The 18,142-nt window shown below is 71.2% G+C and carries 13 protein-coding genes and 1 riboswitch; of the genes, 4 read left to right on the top strand and 9 right to left on the bottom strand.

Translation table 11 applies throughout. The features are described 5' to 3' along the window. Positions 1-8: 8 nt before the first annotated feature. A complete protein-coding gene (locus OG521_02330) occupies positions 9-440 on the bottom strand; it encodes a DUF2000 domain-containing protein (GenBank protein WUW19677.1) in 432 nt (143 codons plus the stop codon). Between the two features lie 102 nt (positions 441-542). On the opposite strand from OG521_02330, the gene OG521_02335 reads away from it, so the two are divergent. Continuing rightward, positions 543-1,364, top strand: coding sequence for an AraC family transcriptional regulator (locus tag OG521_02335; protein WUW19678.1), 822 nt, complete (start codon positions 543-545; stop codon positions 1,362-1,364). A 6-nt stretch (positions 1,365-1,370) separates the two neighbouring features. On the opposite strand, the gene OG521_02340 is transcribed toward OG521_02335, so the two are convergent. The 4 genes from OG521_02340 to OG521_02355 form a co-directional block, all read right to left on the bottom strand. Continuing rightward, positions 1,371-1,880 (bottom strand): DinB family protein, encoded by a 510-nt coding sequence (locus tag OG521_02340; GenBank protein WUW19679.1) that lies wholly within the window; start codon positions 1,878-1,880, stop codon positions 1,371-1,373. A 102-nt stretch (positions 1,881-1,982) separates the two neighbouring features. Continuing rightward, positions 1,983-4,157, bottom strand: coding sequence for a discoidin domain-containing protein (locus OG521_02345; protein ID WUW19680.1), 2,175 nt, complete (start codon positions 4,155-4,157; stop codon positions 1,983-1,985). 191 nt (positions 4,158-4,348) lie between these two features. Next, the gene (locus OG521_02350) at positions 4,349-4,672 is read right to left on the bottom strand and encodes a YkvA family protein (protein ID WUW19681.1); all 324 of its coding nucleotides are present in this window, start codon (positions 4,670-4,672) and stop codon (positions 4,349-4,351) included. Positions 4,673-4,747: 75 nt separating this feature from the next. Then, positions 4,748-5,008 carry a WhiB family transcriptional regulator gene (locus OG521_02355; GenBank protein WUW19682.1) on the bottom strand — a complete coding sequence of 87 codons (261 nt, stop codon included), beginning with the start codon at positions 5,006-5,008 and terminating at the stop codon, positions 4,748-4,750. Positions 5,009-5,214: 206 nt separating this feature from the next. Here OG521_02355 and OG521_02360 point away from each other — a divergent pair, with 206 nt between their 5' ends. Continuing rightward, positions 5,215-7,272 (top strand): SpoIIE family protein phosphatase, encoded by a 2,058-nt coding sequence (locus OG521_02360; GenBank protein ID WUW26552.1) that lies wholly within the window; start codon positions 5,215-5,217, stop codon positions 7,270-7,272. A gap of 48 nt (positions 7,273-7,320) precedes the next feature. On the opposite strand, the gene OG521_02365 is transcribed toward OG521_02360, so the two are convergent. After that, on the bottom strand, positions 7,321-7,785 hold the full coding sequence (locus tag OG521_02365) for a DoxX family membrane protein (protein WUW19683.1): 465 nt from the start codon (positions 7,783-7,785) through the stop codon (positions 7,321-7,323). A 129-nt stretch (positions 7,786-7,914) separates the two neighbouring features. Continuing rightward, complete coding sequence (metE, locus tag OG521_02370; GenBank protein ID WUW19684.1) at positions 7,915-10,239, bottom strand: 5-methyltetrahydropteroyltriglutamate--homocysteine S-methyltransferase; 2,325 nt, start codon at positions 10,237-10,239, stop codon at positions 7,915-7,917. Positions 10,240-10,398: 159 nt separating this feature from the next. Then, a riboswitch (cobalamin riboswitch) is annotated at positions 10,399-10,614 on the bottom strand. Between the two features lie 115 nt (positions 10,615-10,729). On the opposite strand from metE, the gene OG521_02375 reads away from it, so the two are divergent. Then, positions 10,730-11,647 carry a carbohydrate kinase family protein gene (locus tag OG521_02375; GenBank protein WUW19685.1) on the top strand — a complete coding sequence of 306 codons (918 nt, stop codon included), beginning with the start codon at positions 10,730-10,732 and terminating at the stop codon, positions 11,645-11,647. 90 nt (positions 11,648-11,737) lie between these two features. On the opposite strand, the gene OG521_02380 is transcribed toward OG521_02375, so the two are convergent. Together OG521_02380 and OG521_02385 are read right to left on the bottom strand one after the other, a co-directional pair. Continuing rightward, positions 11,738-14,740, bottom strand: coding sequence for an alpha-amylase family glycosyl hydrolase (locus tag OG521_02380; GenBank protein WUW19686.1), 3,003 nt, complete (start codon positions 14,738-14,740; stop codon positions 11,738-11,740). Positions 14,741-15,027: 287 nt separating this feature from the next. Beyond that, complete coding sequence (locus OG521_02385) at positions 15,028-15,627, bottom strand: TetR/AcrR family transcriptional regulator (GenBank protein ID WUW19687.1); 600 nt, start codon at positions 15,625-15,627, stop codon at positions 15,028-15,030. Positions 15,628-15,775: 148 nt separating this feature from the next. Between OG521_02385 and OG521_02390 the strand changes: the two genes are divergently transcribed. Continuing rightward, on the top strand, positions 15,776-18,067 hold the full coding sequence (locus OG521_02390) for a glycoside hydrolase family 3 C-terminal domain-containing protein (protein ID WUW19688.1): 2,292 nt from the start codon (positions 15,776-15,778) through the stop codon (positions 18,065-18,067). The last annotated feature ends 75 nt before the right edge of the window (positions 18,068-18,142 follow it).

Consider the following 18,142-nt stretch of genomic DNA (forward strand, 5'->3'; position numbering starts at 1 on the left):
GGGCGTGGTCAGGGATGCATCGACGCGCCCTTGAGGATCTTGTCCACCGCGTTGCGCGGCCCGTGCACGGCGAGTCCGACCAGGTCCAGCGCGTCACGGTGGACGGCGCGGACCGCGGCCCGGTTGTCCCGGTCGTTGCCCGTCGCGAAGAGGTCGGAGGTGAACACCGACAGGGTCACACCCCGGCCGACCGCCCGCGTGTGGGCGGTCGTCAGCAGCTCCTTCGACCCCTCGAAGACGAGAACGGGCTGGCGGAACATCGGGAGGTACGGGGTGTCGTCCGCGTCGGCGTACGGCTCGCCGATCACCTCGGGCACGGCCGTACCGACGCCACTGACCAGGAAGGCCGTGACATTGAGCCGCTGCCAGGTCTCCAGGTCGTCCCGGAGCAGTACGGCGATCTTGGTGTCGAAGCGGACGGGGACTGGTTCGTCTGTCATGCGACCGAGCCTGCCGGACCGCCCGCCGCTCCGTCTTGTACGAACTTTGCACGTCCGGCCTCGGCATCGGGGGCGCGGAGGGGCCGGGCGTACGATCGGGGCATGGCTGCTGCTCGTCCGGACATCACCGCGTGGCGGCCTGCCGTGGCGGGAATCGAAGAGGTCTTCCACGCCCACTTCACCGACCACACCTACCCCATGCACACGCATGACGCGTGGACCCTGCTCATCGTCGACGAGGGGATGGTCCGCTACGACCTGGACCGCCACGAGCACGGTGTGCTCACCCATGTGGTGACCCTGCTGCCCCCGCACGTTCCGCACAACGGCGGCGCAGCCACCCCCGAGGGCTTCCGCAAGCGCGTCCTGTACCTCGATGTCGGCCAGGTCGACGAGGGGCTCGTCGGCACCGCCGTCGACCGGCCCGTCGTCGACGATCCGGCCCTGCGGCGCCGGATCCACCGTCTCCACGCCGCGCTCGCCGGACCGGGCGACGAACTGGAGGCGGCGAGCCGGCTCGCCCTGGTCTCCGACCGGCTCGAACAGCATCTGCGCAACCGGGCGGAACCCGTGCGCCACGTGCACGACCGCAGGGTCGCGCACCGGCTGCGCGATCTCCTCGACGAACGGTTCGTGGCGGGGATCACCCTCCAGGAGGCGGGGCTGCGTCTGCAGGCCCACCACACCCATCTGGTGCGGGCCTTCAGCCGGGAGTTCGGGATGGCACCGCACCAGTACGTGACGGGACGCCGCGTCGACCTGGCCCGCCGGCTGCTGCTCCAGGGGATGCCGGCGTCGGACGTGGCGAGCGCGGTCGGCTTCTACGACCAGTCCCATCTGACGCGCCACTTCAAGCGCGTCGTGGGGACCGGTCCCGGGCACTACGCCCGTACCCGCGGCGCGCTCGCCGCGCCCGCCTCCTGACGGCGGCTACCGGCGTTCCAGCGAGCCGCGGACGAAGGCCGCCTGTCCGGCGTGCTGAAGATCGTCCGACAGCACGCTGACCAGCCGTACGCCCAGGGTGACGGGCGGCGACCAGGCCTCGTCCACGACCCGGTCAAGCGCCCTTCCGTCGAGGCCCTGCACGAAGCCGATCGTCTGCAGGTGCACGGCGTCGTAGTAGCCGATCAGCAGCTCCGGCGAGCCCACCCGCACGGCCGCCACGTCGGCGCTGCTCTGCCCGTAGCCGGTGGCCTCCTTGGCGAAGGGCAGGTCGAAGCGGGCCGTCCAGTCCTGGGTGAACCAGATCTGCTGGATCCCGGCCGCGTCGGCGATGTGGTCGTCCTGGACACGGGTGAGATGCCACACCAGCCAGGCGATCGAGTTGGCGCCGTCGTCGATGCGGGCATGGAGGTCGTCGGGGTCCAGGCCCTCCAGGGCCGAGTGCACCGTCTCCCGGACGCGGGTGAATCCGTCCACCAAAAGGTCTGCGACATTCATGTCCTCACCATCCCCGCTCCCCCGCTCCGCCCCCGTCACCGACACGCCCCACGACGGGCGGCGCCGGTGAGGGGAAGGTCCCTCACCGGCGCCGCGGGGAGATCAGGAGTAGATGCCGAACTCCCAGAGCGAGTAGCCCCAACCCGTGCCGCGCTGGGTCAGGTTGAGCTTCACATAGCGGGCGGTCTGCGCGACGTCGATGTCGTCGGCGTCACCGTTCCCGCTCGTGGTGGAGTACGCGGAGCGCCAGTTGCTGCCGTCGTCCGAGACCAGTACCTCGTACGCCTTGGCGTACGCCGGGTCCCACACCAGCTGGAGGTGGCGGAAGGACTTCCGCTCACCGAGGTCGACCTGGATCGACTGGGGGTCGCTCCAGTCGCTGGCCCAGCGGGTGTCCATCCGGCCGTCGAACGCCATCGCGGCCGTGCAGGGGCAGCCGGTGCTGCCGGCCTGGGCGGAGCTGGCGGTGGCCGGCCGTCCGGCGGCCAGGTTGGTGCCGGAGACCGGGGGCACCACGACCTTCACGGACTTGGTCTCGATGCCCGCGTTGCCGTGTCCGTCCTCGGCCTGGATGTAGACCTTCCACACCCCGAGCCGCTCCGGCGCCTTCACCGCGAAGGTGCCGTTGCCGGTGGACCGCCAGGCGGCCTCGACCAGGGCCTTGTCGCCGGTGGCGTAGTTCCCGCTCAGGTAGATCTTGTACGTCAGCGGGTCGTTGTCCGGGTCGCGGACGTCGGCACGGACGGTGAACTCCTGTCCGGCGGGTGCGCCGTTGGCGTTCTGCACGGTCATGTTGCTGATGACCGGCGGGGTGTTGTCGCCGGCGGTCGAGCCCTTGTACGCCTTCTTCAGCGCGTAGTAGGAGAGCCGCTTCTTGCCGTCCGGCACCACGTTGAACCAGACGCCGCCGAAGTCGTGCTCCGTCCCGTAGTGGAAGAGCGTGGCCCCGAGGGCGACGCCCTGGTGGGCGGTGATGCAGTTCCAGGCCTTGGTGTACCCCTCGGCCTTCTGGACGTCGGTGGGCTCGTCCGGGACGCCGTTGGCGTCGTCGGGGACCTCCCACTCACCGGCCGGGCCGCCCTCGGTGATGATGTAGGGCTTGTTGTAGCCGCCGGACTCCCAGGCGCCGCGGACCCCGCAGATGTCGCCGTAGGAGTTGACCGAGTAAAGGTCGAGGTCGGGGGCGTTGCGCTTGTAGTACGGCCAGGCGCCCGTCCAGGCGTCGGTCGAGGTCACCGGGTGGTTCGGGTCGATGGTGTGGATCTTCTTCGCGACGTCGTTGACGAAGGTGGTGTAGGCGTTGCGCTGCTTCTCCAGTTCGTCACCGCTGTAGCAGTTCTGGAGGCCGAGGACCGACTCGTTGCCGACGTTCCACATGAGGACGCCCGGGTGGTTCTTGTAGGTGTCGACCCACTTGGCGAACTCGGTGAGCGAGGACGACTTGTAGGCGTCGTCGGTCAGGTAGTTGACACACCCTCCGCTGCCCGGACCGCCGCCCGGCTGGAGCCAGAAGCCGCTGACGACCCGGATCCCGTTGGCCGCGGCCTCGTCCAGCAGCGGCTTCGAGGAACCGTCGGTCCCCCAGGTGCGGATGGTGTTCACGCCCATCGACTTCAGGTCGGGCAGGTAGCGCCCCGCGTCGGCGACGGACGGCCCCCAGGTCAGTCCCTTGACCTGGTACGGCTTCCCGCCGACGGTCAGCTGCCAGTTGCCCTGCGAGCCGGTGACCCGGACGGCGCCGCCGGGGTCGGGCGGGGTGCCGGTGGTGGAGCCGTAGACCTGGAACTCCCAGAGGGAGTAGCCGTATCCGCCGGCGCGGGCGGTGCCGTACATCCGGACGTAGCGCCCGGAGCCGGAGACGGCCAGTTCGTCCGTGCCGCCGTCGCCGTTGGTCACGGCCTTGAGGGTGCGCCAGTCGGATCCGTTGTCCGAGGCCTGGATCTCGTACGCCTTGCCGTAGGCGGATTCCCAGGTCAGGACGACCCTGCTGAGGTCGGCGGTGGCGCCAAGGTCCACCTGGATCCACTGCGGGTCGCGCCATTCGCTGGCCCAGCGGGTGCCGGTCAGATTTCCGTCCACGGCCGCCGACGCGGCGAGCCCGGCCCCCTCGTGGGAGGAGTCCGTGGCGGTCTTCCCCTGCGACAGCAGGGACTCGGCGGCCCGGGCGGGAGGCGCCGCCGTCAGCATCACGAGCGACGACGCGAGAAGGGCGAGAAGGGTGATCAACAGCGTGCCCGAACGCGGTCTTCGGGGCAGGGCTGCGCAAGCTCTGTGCACGTTCTCTCCTGGCAGAAGAGTGCGGGACAGGTGTCCCGTAACGAATGGGAGAGCGCTCTCCCAGGAGAGTGACGTGTACCCGTTCCGGTGTCAACGAGCGTGACGAGGTCGATTCCGCGGGGTCGTACGGACGCCCGGAATCCGGACGTCACTCCCCCGCCTGCGGTACGTGCCGGCGGTGCGCGGCTGCCTTACGGCGCGAGGCCGCGGGACTCCACCGGCAGCTCGCCGCGCTTGCCCGTCCCCACTCCGGCCGCCCGCGCGGCGGAGTGCAGGGAACGCAGGGCGAGCAGCAGGAAGCCGATGTCGTCGAGGTAGACCGGGTCGGGCAGCAGGTCGACGGGCGACACGGTGTAGAGCACCGCCGCCCAGAGCAGCGCCTTGTTGTGCAGCGGGATTCCGGCGTCGGTCAGCAGCTTCCTGGCGCGCAGGACCCGCACCAGGAGGACGGCTGCGACGCCCATGGTGAGCAGCACGAGAACCGCGGCGATGACGATCCATGTCGTGGTGTCCATGCCTCACGTGTACCCGCGGAACGGGAAATCACCGAGCGGGTGCGCGGACGGCCCCCTGTGACGGCGGCCTGGCCCTCAACTCTGCTCCTTGGCCCGCCTGCGCGAGCGGCGCTTCAGTGCGCGCCGCTCGTCCTCGCCCAGGCCGCCCCACACCCCGGCGTCCTGGCCGTTCTCCAGGGCCCACCGCAGGCACTGTTCCCTTACGGGGCAGCCTCGGCACACCGCCTTGGCGTCCTCGGTCTGCACGAGTGCGGGGCCGGTGCTCCCGATGGGGAAGAACAGGTCGGGGTCCTCTTCGCGGCATGCCGCGTGCATACGCCAGTTCTCGACGGGCATCTCACTCTCCTGACGGTCGTGTGCGTCCATTCGGCTCAGTACGCTGCGGGTGACCGCCCTGACGTTTCCGAAACCCCCCGCGGCACACGCGTCGCGGCCGTCGAAGCTGCGGGGGCGGCGGCTCCGGGGCGACCATGGGAGACAGCGGGCCTGCGTCCGGGCGCGGTGACGGCATGGGAAGGATGTCCGTGGGCGGCACTGATGACATGCGGACCGGCTGGAGAGAGGCGCAGCCGGAGGGTGTGCGCCGCTCGCCCGAAGGCGGCCTGCTGGATGTCCTCGGGGTGGCGGCGATGGTGCTGGACACCGGGGGCCGCATCGTGCTGTGGAGCCCGCAGGCGGAGCAGCTGCTCGGTTACTCGCCGCAGGAGGCGCTGGGCCGGTTCGCCGCCCGGCTGCTGGTGGACGAGGACCACCTCCAGCTGGTGCTGACGCTGTTCACCGAGGTGATGAGCAGCGGCGAGGCGTGGGCGGGGGTCTTTCCCGTACGCCACAAGGACGGCACGGCCCGGCTGCTGGAGTTCCGCAACATGCGGCTCCAGGACGACCGCGGTGACTTCTTCGCGCTGGGGCTGGCGGCGGACGGGGCGACCCTGAGCCAGGTCGAGCGCGACCTCGCGCTGTCCGTGCGCCTGGTCGACCAGTCCCCGATCGGCCTGGCGGTCCTGGGACACGATCTGCGGTACCTGGCGGCCAATCCCGCGCTGGAGCGTATGGACGGGCTGAGTGCCGCCGATCATCTGGGCCGCCGGGTGGGCGAGGCACTGCCGTTCCTGGAGTCCGGCGCCCTCGTGGCGGCCATGCGCGAAGTCCTCAGGAGCGGTGTGCCGTACGTGTCCCACGACGTGGCGGGCCGTACCGCGGCCGATCCGGGGACCGACCGTGCCTGGTCGGTGTCGCTGTACCGGCTGGACGACTCCGGCGGCCGGGTGCTGGGGATCGCGGTGTCGCTGATCGATGTGACCGACCGCTACCGGGCGGCGGCCGAGGCGGAGCGGGCCCGGCACCACCTGGCGCTGGTCGCGGACGCCTCGGTGCGCATCGGCACCACCCTGGACCTGGAGCTCACGGCCCGGGAGCTCGCCGAGGTCACGGTGCCGGAGCTCGCCGACGTGGCCGCGGTCGATGTGCTGGACAGTGTCCTGAAGGGGCGCCCCGGTGTGACCGAGGGGCCGATCCTCATCCAGGCCCTGGCCCTCGTGGCCGCGCGGCCGAACCCCGTCGTGGAGGCAGCGGACCCACCGGGGCACGCCGCCCAGTACGGCACCGACCGGCTGATCACCCGCTGTGTGCGCACGGCCCGGCCGGTCCGTGAGCCGGTTCTCGACGCGGAGATACTGTCGCGCATCGCCCGTGACAGCCGCTCGGCGGCGCTGCTCGCGGAGGCGGGCGCGCACTCCTACCTGGCGGTGCCGCTGATCGCGCGGGGCGAGGTCCTGGGCGCGATCGACCTGATCCGTACGGACAATCCGCTGCCGTTCACCGAGGACGACGAGCTGCTGGCGTCCGAGCTGGCCGCCCGTGCGGCGGTCAGTATCGACAACGCGCGCCTGTACCGGCAGCAGCGGGAGACGGCGCTCACCCTCCAGCGCAGCATGCTGCCGCACAACCACCACGATCCGGTGGGTCTCGAGGTGGCGTCCCGCTACCAGCCGGCCGCTTCGCGCTACGAGGTCGGCGGCGACTGGTTCGACGTGATCGGGCTGCGGCACGGGCGGACCGCGCTGGTGGTGGGCGATGTGATGGGCAGCGGGATCAACGCGGCCACCACGATGGGGCGGCTGCGCACCGCCACCCAGACGCTGTCCCGGCTCGGCCTGCGGCCCGCCGAGGTGCTGGGGCACCTCGACGAGATCACCGTCGATCTGGACCCGTGGTTCGCCACCTGCGTGTACGCCGTGTACGACCCGGCCGCGGGCCGGTGCCGGGTGGGGACCGCCGGTCATCTCCCGCCGGTGCTGATCCCGCGCGGCGGCACGCCGAGGCTGCTCGAACTGCCGCCGGGGGCGCCGCTCGGGGTGGGCGGTGTCCCGTTCAGCGACGTCACGGTCGCGCTCGGCCCCGGGGACCGGCTGGTGCTGTACACGGACGGGCTGGTGGAGACCAGGGACCAGGACATCGACGCCCGGCTGGACACCCTGCTCGGGCTGCTGCGCGATCCCGACCCCTCGCTGGAGGAGTGCTGCGACCGGCTGCTGCGCGAGCTCCGGCACCCCCAGGGCCATGACGACGTGGCGCTGCTGGTGGCCCGGGTGCGCGACTGACTCCGGGCGGTGCCACGGACTCCGTGGCACCGCCCGGCGCCGGGTGGTTCAGCGCCCGCAGCGGCGGTGCCGGCGGCAGTGCCGGGACGCCGTGGCCGCCCGGCGGGTTCCCGCGCCGAGGAAGCCCAGACCGATGCCGAACATCGAGGAGTCCTTGGCCAGCGGGACGCCGTCCTGGCTCGGGCGCAGGCTGCCGGGTTCCCGCATGCCGGGCACCCGCAGGTACAGGCCGAGCAGGCCGCCGGAGAACCCGGTGAGGGCGAGTCCGGCGAGCCTGGTCGGCACGAACGGGACCAGCAGGCTGCTGCCGACCGCGATCTCCGACCAGGCGAGCAGCCGGGTGAACCGGTCGGGCTCGAGCTTCTTCAGGAACGGGTAGGCCGTACAGGCCATCCCGTGCAGGCCCTGGGCGGTCGCTTCGTCGGCCTTGAGCTTGCCCAGGCCGGAATTGAGGATGAACGCGCCGGTGGCGATGCGCGGCGGAAGGTCGCGCGGTTCGGGCAACGGCAGCATGAGGCTCCTCCACGGTTCGGGTCGATGGCCCCCGACCGACGATAGCCAGCGGAAGTCGGGGCCGCGCGCAGAGAAGGCCGGCCGGGGCCGGAGACCGCCGGATGGCGGCGGCTCCGGCCCCGGCGCCGGTCAGGCGGTGTCGCCTGCCGACTCGGCCCGGACCGTGCGGGCCGCCGCGACGAGGTTGACCAGGGAGGCGCGGGTCTCCGGCCAGCCCCGGGTCTTGAGGCCGCAGTCGGGGTTGGCCCACAGCCGCTCGGTGCCCAGTGCGTCGAGGCCGGTCCGCAGCAGGGCGGCCGCCTCCTCGGCGCTCGGCACCCGGGGCGAGTGGATGTCGTAGACCCCGGGCCCCGCCTCGCGCGGGTAGCCGTGGTCGGCGAGTTCCCTGGCCACCTCCATGTGGGAGCGGGCGGCTTCCAGGCTGATGACGTCGGCGTCGAGTTCGTCGATGGCGCGGATGATGTCGCCGAACTCGGCGTAGCACATGTGGGTGTGGATCTGGGTCTCGGGCCGCACGCCGCCCGTGGTCAGGCGGAACGCCTCGGTGGCCCACGCCAGGTAGGCGGCGTGCTCGGCGGACCGCAGCGGCAGGGTCTCGCGCAGGGCGGGTTCGTCGACCTGGATGACCGAGGTGCCGCCCGCCTCCAGGTCGGCCACCTCGTCGCGCAGGGCCAGGGCGACCTGGCGGGCGGTCTCGGCGAGCGGCTGGTCGTCGCGCACGAACGACCAGGCGAGCATGGTGACCGGCCCGGTGAGCATGCCCTTGACGGGGCGTGCGGTCAGGGACTGCGCGTACGAGGTCCAGCGCACGGTCATCGGATCCGGCCGTGAGATGTCACCGGCCAGCACCGGCGGCCGGACGTAGCGGGTGCCGTAGGACTGGACCCAGCCGTGCCGGGTGGCGAGGTAGCCGGTGAGCTGTTCGGCGAAGTACTGGACCATGTCGTTGCGTTCGGGCTCGCCGTGCACCAGGACGTCGAGTCCGGTCTCCTCCTGGAAGGCGATCACCTCGCGGATCTCGGCCTCGATGCGCTTGTCGTAGCCGGGGCCGTCGAGCCGTCCGGCCCGCAGATCGGCCCGGGCGGTGCGCAGTTCGTCCGTCTGCGGGAAGGAGCCGATCGTGGTGGTGGGCAGCGGGGGCAGTCCCAGGTGCGCGCGTTGCAGCGGGCTCCGTTCGGCATAGGGGTGGGAGCGGCGGCCGTGCGCGTCGGTGACGGCCGCGGCGCGGGCCCGCACGGCCGGGTCGCGGGTCAGCGCGGACCCTGCGCGGGATGCCAGGGCCGCCCGGTTCGCGGCGAGTTCGGCGGCGATGGCGCCGGTGCCGTGGGTGAGGCCGCGGGCGAGGACGACGAGTTCGGTGGTCTTCTGGCGGGCGAAGGCGAGCCATCGGAGGATCTGCGGGTCGGTGCCGCGCTCGGCGGCGGCGTCCAGGGGGACGTGCAGCAGGGAGCAGGAGGCGGAGACATCGACCCGGCCGGCGAGGCCGAGCAGGGTTCCCAGCGTGGCGAGGGACTTCTCCAGGTCGTTGATCCAGATGTTGCGGCCGCTGACGATGCCGGCGACCAGCCGCTTGCCGGGCAGCCCGCCCGCGGCGGCGAGGTCGGCCAGGTTGGCGGCGCCGGACTCGGTGAAGTCGAGGGCGAGTCCCTCGACCGGGGTGCGGGCCAGGACGGGCAGGGCCTCGCCGAGCCGCCCGAAGTAGGAGGCGACCAGGAGCTTCGGGCGGTCGTCCGCCCCGCCGAGCAGCCGGTAGGCGCGGGCGACGGCGTCCAGTTCCGCGGGGGTGCGGTCCTGTACGAGGGCGGGCTCGTCGAGCTGCACCCAGCCGGCGCCTGCCGCCCGGAGGTCGGCGAGCACCTCGGCGTACACGGGCAGCAGCCGGTCCAGCAGGGACAGCGGGTCGAAGTCCGCGGGGGTGCCGGGGGCCGCCTTGGCCAGCAGCAGGTAGGTGACCGGGCCGACGAGGACCGGACGTGCCGTCAGACCGAGGTCCGCGGCCTCACGGAACTCGGCGACCTGCCGGGCGGAGTCGGCGGTGAACACGGTGTCGGGGCCCAGTTCGGGCACCAGGTAGTGGTAGTTGGTGTCGAACCACTTGGTCATCTCCAGCGGGGCTGCGTCCCGGCTGCCGCGGGCCATCGCGAAGTACCCGTCCAGCGGATCGGCGGCGACGGCGGCCCGGTGGCGCTCCGGGACGGCGCCGACCATCACGCTGGTGTCCAGGACGTGGTCGTAGAGCGAGAAGTCGCCGGTGGGGAGTTCACCGAGGCCGGCGGCCGCGAGTTCCCGCCAGTTCGCCCGGCGCAGTGCGGCGGCCTGCTCCCGCAGGGCGTCGGCGGTGACGCGGCCCTTCCAGTAGCCCTCGACCGCCTTCTTCAGTTCACGGTCGGGGCCCTGGCGGGGGTAGCCGTACACGGTGGCCGCTGCCGTCGCCGTGGTGGGTTCGGATGTCACGTAGCTCTCCTTCGCGAGCGTGTCTCCTGCGGATCCCGGACCGGGACGAGGGCGCGAAGGTGTGACGGACCGGGCGGTTCACCGCACCGTTTCGGTGCCGTCCGCCCGCTGTCTGCCGCCGACCCGCCCACGAGGTCACCGAGATCTCCGCTTCCGGGGGTTCGGACGCGGGCAGCGGGCAGGTCTTCGGACTCGCGGGCACGTCTGCCGAGGCAGACACCTATTGGCCGTCGCTTCCCGGACCCTTCGGATCCAGTGCGTATGACGGCGGTCGTTCCCGCTCACCGCTGCGGGGCAGTCCCGGATTCCCACCGGGTTCCCTCTTGCGACGCGCCTGCCTGGCGGACAGGGCGAACCAGCTGCACCGCCCACCCTAGAGGACGTCCGCGCACTCCACGGCACTGTTCACATGGCGGACCCTCGGCCGGGACGGACGGGTGTACGGGCGTTCGGCCATACTTGATCACGGCGGGTACAGAGAGGCGGCACAGTGGCCCGACAACAATCCGAATACGACGTCCTGGTGGTCGGCGGCAGCGGGGTGGACACGATCGTCCGCGTCGACTCCCTCCCGGTTCCGCTCGCCGACGCCGTCATGGTCGGTCCGATCGAGGAGTGGCCCGGTCAGACCGGCGGCAACGTGGCGCTCGGTGCCCGCGCGCTGGGGCTGGACGTCGCGCTGCTCGACTGCATCGGCGACGACTGGACCGGCACGCGGGTGCGCGAGCGGCTGGCCGAGGGCGATGTGGAGTTCCACCCCCTGATCTCGGCTGCGGGCACCCGCCGTGCGGTGAACCTGGTGGACGCGACGGGGCGGCGGATGTCCTTCTACGACGCCCGCGATCCGGCGGATCTGCGGATGCCGCAGGACTTCTACCTCCCCCGGCTGCGGCGCGCCCGCCATGTGCATCTGTCCATTACGAACTTCACGCGCTTCCTCTACGACGACATCGAGGCCCTCGGCCTCCCCGTCTCGACGGATCTGCACGACTGGGACGGACTGGCCGACCACCAGCGGGAGTTCGCGCTCCGGTCCGATCTGGTCTTCTTCAGCGCGGCGACGACCGGCGACCGCGCCCCCGCCCTGATGCGGGAGATCCTGCGCGAGGGCCGTGCCTCGACGGTGGTCGCCACGGCCGGCGCGGAGGGCTCCTACGTCCTCACCCGGGACGGCGGCGGGGACCCGCACCACGTCCCGGCGACCGTGCCGCCGGCGCCGGTCGTGGACAGCAACGGCGCTGGTGACGCGTTCGTCACCGGCTTCCTGTACGGGCGGCTCGACGGCCGGGACGCCCTCGGCTCCGCCCGGCTGGGCGCGGTGGCGGGTGCCTTCGCGTGCACGGCTCCCGGCTCCACCGCCATGATCGGCCGCGAGGCCCTGCTGGCGGCGGACGGCGGCGGCTCGTAGCCGCACCCGAGTGTGCGCGTGCCCCGGCGGGCCGGAGTGACCGGTCCGCCGGGGCACGCGCCGCACGGCTGAAGTGCCGCTGTTTCCGGGCTACTTCAGATACGGACCGGCCGTGCCGATCTTCCCCGGGCCGTTCAGCACGTAGACGCGCATGTTGCCCTTGCCGGGTGCGGCGACGGTGAGCTTTCCGTCGGTGACGACCTGCGTGTCACCGGTGACGGCGTCCTTGTACGTGCCGTTGGGGATGCCGGTGTACGAGGCGCCGCCGGTGACAGTGACGAGGGCGAAGCTGTCCGTCGTGCCGCTGGTGTAGCGGCGCTTGTACGCCATCTGGCCGGTGATGCCCTCGGTGGAGTACTGGCCCATCTGCAGGGCGGGCACGGCACGGCGGATCTCGTTGAGCCGCTGGACGTGCTTGACCAGGGGCTTGGACAGCGTGTTGGCGACCTCGCCGGTGGCGGAGTCGACCTTGGAGAACTCCGAGGCCGTGACGTCGCCGGCGAGGTGGTCGCCGTAGTAGGCGCGTCCGGTGGTGGCCAGCGGGCAGGTCGGCCCGCAGTCGATCTTCTTGCCGGCCTGGAACTCGATCTCCGATCCGTAGTAGAGCGTCGGGATGCCGCGGAAGGTCCACATCAGGGCCATGTTCTCGGCCCAGGCGTCGGTGCCGCCCGCGTAGCGCTCGCTGCTCTTGTTGGGGCCGTAGTCGTGGCTGTCGACGTAGACGACGTTGTACGTGGCGTCGTTGGTCGAGTCGTCGGAGTCCTTGCCGTTGTTGTACGCGTTCGGGGCGTCACCGAAGTTCATGTGCATGCGCATGTCGATGATGTTCATGCCGGAGAACTGGCTGTGGTCCGGAGTGTGGTAGCTGTTCCCGTCCAGGAACGCGTTGGTGGACGTGGGCTGTGATCCGGTGCCGAGCTGCTCCTCGTAGGTGTACATCTCCAGGGCGGCCTTGGTGTCGTCGGCGTCGTACTCCTTGCGCTCCTTCCAGGTGAAGAACTGCGCGGAGTGGTTGACCGAGGCGCGGTTCCACTTGTCGTTGACGAACGCGCCGACCTCGCCGAAGACCAGGAAGTTCTTCGCGGCCCCGGCGCCGAACTGCCGGGTGACGCGCTCCTGGATGGCGGGCAGGAAGCGGCGGTTCCAGGTGGTGCGCGGGATGTGGACGGCCGTGTCGATGCGGAAGCCGTCGACGCCCATGTCGATGTACTTGTTGTACGCGCCGATCAGGTAGTTCTGCACGGGAGCGGACTCGGTGTTGAAGTCGGCCAGGTCGTCGTGCAGCCAGCAGGAGCGGGAGTCCTCGCCCTCCCAGTTGCCCAGCCAGCAGTTGTGGTAGTACTCCTTCGGGAACATGCCCGAGGTCGGGTTCGGCCACTGGCAGTTGTAGATCCGGTAGCCCTCCGGGGAGGTGTACTGGGTTGGTTTGCCCCAGTCGACGCAGGTGTTGCCCGCGGGCTCGGCCGTGGACCACAGGTCGCCGTTGTAATACGACTTGCCGGTCTTGGGATCGACGGTCAGGCCGTCGTACTCGAAGCCTTCGTTCTTCTCGTCGTAGTACCAGCTCCACTGGCTGTCACGGACCCCGTAGACGGTCGGGGTGTAGAGGCCCTTGGCGCCCCAGCGCGAGGAGTGGTTGTAGACGACGTCCTGGTAGATCTTGATGCCCTTGGCGTGGGCGGCGTTGATGAGGTCCTGGTACGAGGCTCCGGCGGACTCCAGTCGGGGGTCCACCTTGTAGAAGTCGTAGCCGTGGTAGCCGTGGTAGTCGTAGTCGGACCGGTTCAGGACGACCGGGGTGATCCAGATGGCGGAGAAGCCGAGCCCCTTGATGTAGTCGAGCTTCTTGACCAGGCCCTTGAAGTCGCCGCGGAACATGGGGTCGTTGTTGGCGGCGTTGCCGGACTTCACGTCCTGGTTGCCGCCGCGGTTGTTGCTCGCGTCGCCGTCGTTGAAGCGGGCGGTCAGGACGAAGTAGATGGGGTCCTTGCGCGGGTCGGTGCCCAGCGGCTTGCCCTGGGCGGCGGCCGGCGGCCTGTCGCCCGTGGTGGCCTTCGCGGCCGCGGAGGCCCCGGAGGTGTTGCCCGCCGCGTCGGCCGCCTTGACGGTGTAGGTGTAGGCGGTGTTCTCCTCCAGGTTCGACTCGGAGAGCACGGTCGAGCTCACGTCGGTGACGACGCTGCCCTTGGTGCCTCCGGTCCGGGTGACCTGGTACTTGGTCACCTTCTTGTTGTCGGTGGAGGGTTCCCAGGTCAGGACCACGCCGATGCCGTCGGCCTTGGCCGTGACGCCCGTGGGCACGGTCGGCGCCTCGGTGTCGGGTGTCTCGGCGACGCACGGGTCCTTGGCGTCCTTGACGACGGCCCGGTCCTTCACGGTGCTGACGCCGGTGGAGAGGGTGTAGTTGCCGCCGTTGTTGTTGTCCCAGACGCCGTTGCCGTTGTTGAACGCGGCCTGCATCGAGGCGGCGGTGCCGAGGTCGACCGTCTTCTTCACCCAGCCGGTGCAGGCGGGCTCCATCCCGACGCCGGGCACCGCGGTCCAGGAACCGCCTACGGGCTGGTAGTGCAGGTTGGTGGTGGTCCAGCCGACGGTGGCGGTCGAGTAGTACACCGATGCGGTGTTCGCGGCGCTGTCGGTGGGACTCGGGCTCGGGTCCGGGCCGGTGCCGTCCGCGCACGGGTCGCTGTGGGCCACGACCCCGTCCTTGACGGTGATGTCGCCGCTGCCCAGGTCGTAGTTCTTGCCGGCGTTGTTGTCCCAGACACCGGATCCGTTGTTGAAGGTCGCCTTCAGTCCCTGCGCGGTGCCGAGCGGAACGGTCTTCTTGACCCAGTCGGTGCAGGCGGCCTCCATCGCGACGCCGGGCACCGTGGTCCAGGACCCGCCGTCCGGTGCGTAATGGAGTTTGTACGCCGCCCAGTTCTTCGTCTTCGTGTAGTAGAAGACGGTGGTGGACGTCTCGGATGCGGCGACGGGCTTCGCGTTCAGACCGGGGGTGGCGGGCAGTGCGGTGAACAGTCCGAGCACTGCGGCCGCGGCCGTGGCTGCCGCCAGGGGGCGTCTGAGCAGCCTGTGAGGGGTGCGTTTCATCGGTGTCTCCAGGGAAGGGCCACGGCGACGGCGAGCCGAGGCGTCCAGGGCGCAGGAATCGGGGACCTGCGCCGTCCCGCCGGAAACCCTGACGCGCCTCAAGGTCCGAGCGATGGGGGTGCGTTCCGACTGAAAATCCAGCCGGAATGTTGCTGCAATCTCTTGCAGCTCGGAAGTTACCGGCACATGACAAGGCCGTAAAGAGGTCTGACGGCCCGCATCGGGCCCTCCTCAAGCGGAGGTCAGAGTTCCGGCTCCCGGCGTGACTCCCGCCGCACCGCCACCGCTCAGAGCGGCACGGTCAACTGCGCCTGCAGGTGGGCGCGGAGCACACCGGCCATGTCCGTCGTGCAGTCGCTGAGGAGCCACTGCGTCTGGAGTCCGTCCATCATCGCGATCAGCTGCTGAGCCGCCTCGTCGGGGTCGATCCCGTCCCGCAGGGCACCCGCGCCGCGGGCTTCCGTGTACGAGACCGCGGTCGTCAGCACCAGGTCGCGGTACCGCTCCACGAAATAGGCGTGAGCCGGGTGCTCGGCAGAGGTGGCCTCGGCGGCGACCACGGAGAACAGCTCGACGATGCCCCGCCGTTCGGCGTTCAGCACGGCGAGGTCGACCAGCCGGCGCAGGCAGTCCACGCCCGTGGGCTCGCCGACGGCGAACAGCTCGCCGTCCACGTCGTCGCGGCGTTCCAGGACCGCGAGCAGCAGTGACCCCTTCGTGGGGAAGTGGTGCAGCAGCCCCGGGTGCGAGATGCCGCAGCGCGTCGCGATCACGCGCAACGACGCACCCCGGTAGCCGACCTCACCGAACAGGGCCATGGCCTGGTCGAGGATCTCCACCCGCTTGGCGCGGCCCTTCGCATAGCCCCGCCGCGCCTCACCCGTCACTCGTCACTCTCCCCGGTCGTCTCGAACGGCTCTTCTGCGTACAGTCGCATACTCACATACTTACCACCCGGTCGGGATTCAGCGTACGGTGGATCCCAGCGGCCGTGTTGCGCCGTGCCGTCCCGCCGACGCTGTGAAAGGAACTCCTGTGGGCTCCTCCCTGCCCTATCTCGACCCCGCCCTGTCCGTCCCGGAGCGCGTCGCCGACCTGGTCGGCCGGATGACGCTGCCCGAGAAGGTCGGCCAGATGCTCCAGTTGAACGCCAAGGACGGGGTGCGCTCCCACATCGAGGAGATGTACGCGGGCTCGATCCTGCACGCCTCCCCCGAGCGGGTCCTGGAGGCCGCCGCCCTCACCGAGCAGACCCGGCTTCGGATCCCGCTGCTCGTCGCCGAGGACTGCATCCACGGCCACTCCTTCTGGGAGGGGGCCACGATCTACCCCACCCAGCTCGGCATGGCGGCGTCCTGGGACCCCGAGCTCGTGCGGCGCATCGCCCGGGCCACGGCCGTCGAGGTGGCCGCGACCGGCGTCCACTGGACGTTCTCGCCGGTCCTGTGCATCACCCGCGACCTGCGCTGGGGCCGGGTGAGCGAGACGTTCGGCGAGGACCCCTTCCTCATCGGTGAGCTCGCCTCGGCCATGGTGCGCGGCTACCAGGGCGACGGGCTCGACGACCCGACGGCGATCCTCGCGTGCGCCAAGCACTTCGCGGGCTACTCGGAGACCCAGGGCGGCCGCGACGCCAGCGAGGCCGACATCTCGCGGCGCAAGCTGCGTTCGTGGTTCCTGCCCCCGTTCGAGCGGGTCGCCCGCGAGGGCTGCCGGACGTTCATGCTCGGCTACCAGTCCATGGACGGGGTGCCGGTCACGGTCAACAACTGGCTGCTGAACGAGGTGCTCCGCGGCGAGTGGGGCTACACCGGGACCCTGGTGACCGACTGGGACAACGTCGGCCGCATGGTGTGGGAGCAGCATGTGTACGCCGACCACACGCAGGCGGCCGCCGCCGCGGTCCGCGCCGGAAACGACATGGTCATGACGACGCCGGCCTTCTTCGGCGGCGCGCAGGAGGCCGTCGCCGCGGGCACGCTGAGCGAGGCGGAGGTCGACGCCGCGGTCCGGCGCATCCTCACCCTCAAGTTCGAACTGGGCCTGTTCGAGAACCCGCGCCACCCCGACCGCGAGCGCCAGGCCGCCGTCATCGGCAGCGCGGACCATGCCGGGCTGAACCTGGAAGCGGCGCGCCGCTCGCTGGTGCTGCTCACCAACGACGGCACGCTGCCGCTGGCCGGCGGTTTCGAGACCGGTCCGCAGGGCCGCGCGGTCGCGGGTGCGGACTCCGCTCCGCGTACGGTCGCCGTCATCGGCCCCAACGCCGACGACCCGCAGACCCAGCTCGGCGACTGGGCGGGCTCGTCCGGCCAGGCGGACTGGCTGCCGGACGGCCAGCCGCGCGCCATGATCCGTACGGTGCTGGACGGCTTCCGGGAGCACGTGCCCGCCGGCTGGACCGTCTCCCACGCGCGCGGGGCCGACATCCTCACCGTGGGCCCCGACCCCGAGGGCGCGTTCTTCCCGGACGGACAGCCGCGGCCGGAGATCGTCGTCCCGGCGGAGCCGTCCGAGACCCTGATCGCCGAGGCCGTCGCCGCGGCGGAGGCCGCCGACTACGTGGTCGCGGTCGTCGGTGACCGGATCGAGCTGATCGGTGAGGGCCGCTCGACGGCGACCCTGGAGCTGATCGGCGGTCAGGTCGCGCTGCTCGACGCGCTGGCCGCGACGGGCAAGCCGCTCGTGGTCGTCGTCATCAGCTCCAAGCCGCTCGTCCTGCCGCCGTCCGCGCACGGCGCGGCGGCGATCGTGCACGCCTTCAACCCCGGCATGCTCGGCGGCCGGGCCGTCGCCGAACTCGCCCTCGGTCTCATCGAGCCGTCCGGGCGGCTGCCCATCTCCTTCGCACGCCACTCGGGGCAGCAGCCCACGTACTACAACCAGGTACGCGGCCAGCACGGCTCCCGGTACGCGGATCTGACGCAGAGTCCGGCGTTCGTCTTCGGCGAGGGCCTCAGCTACACGACCGTCGCGTACACGGACCTGGAGGTGCTCACCGACGTCCTGGGCGCGGGCGACACCCTGCGGGCGCGCGTCACCGTCAGCAACACGGGTGACCGTCCGGTCCTGGAGACCGTGCAGACGTACATCAGCGACACGGTCACCTCGGTGACCTGGGCGGAGAAGGAGCTCAAGGCCTACCGCCAGGTGGCGCTCGCCCCCGGTGAGACCCGTGAGGTCGCCATCGAACTGCCGGTCGCCGACTGCACGCTGGTGGACGCCGAGGGCCGGCGCATCGTCGAGCCGGGCGCGTTCGAACTGCTCGTCGGCCCGTCGTCGCGCGACGCGGCACTGCTGCGCGCCGGTTTCACGGTCAAGGGCTGAGCACCGACGGCGCCCGGCAGCGAGTGCCGGGCGCCGGTCACCCGCCGGGATAGCCCAACCGGGCCCCGGCGGCGG

This window comes from Streptomyces sp. NBC_01463 (assembly GCA_036227345.1).
In the GTDB taxonomy this organism is placed as follows: Bacteria; Actinomycetota; Actinomycetes; order Streptomycetales; family Streptomycetaceae; genus Streptomyces.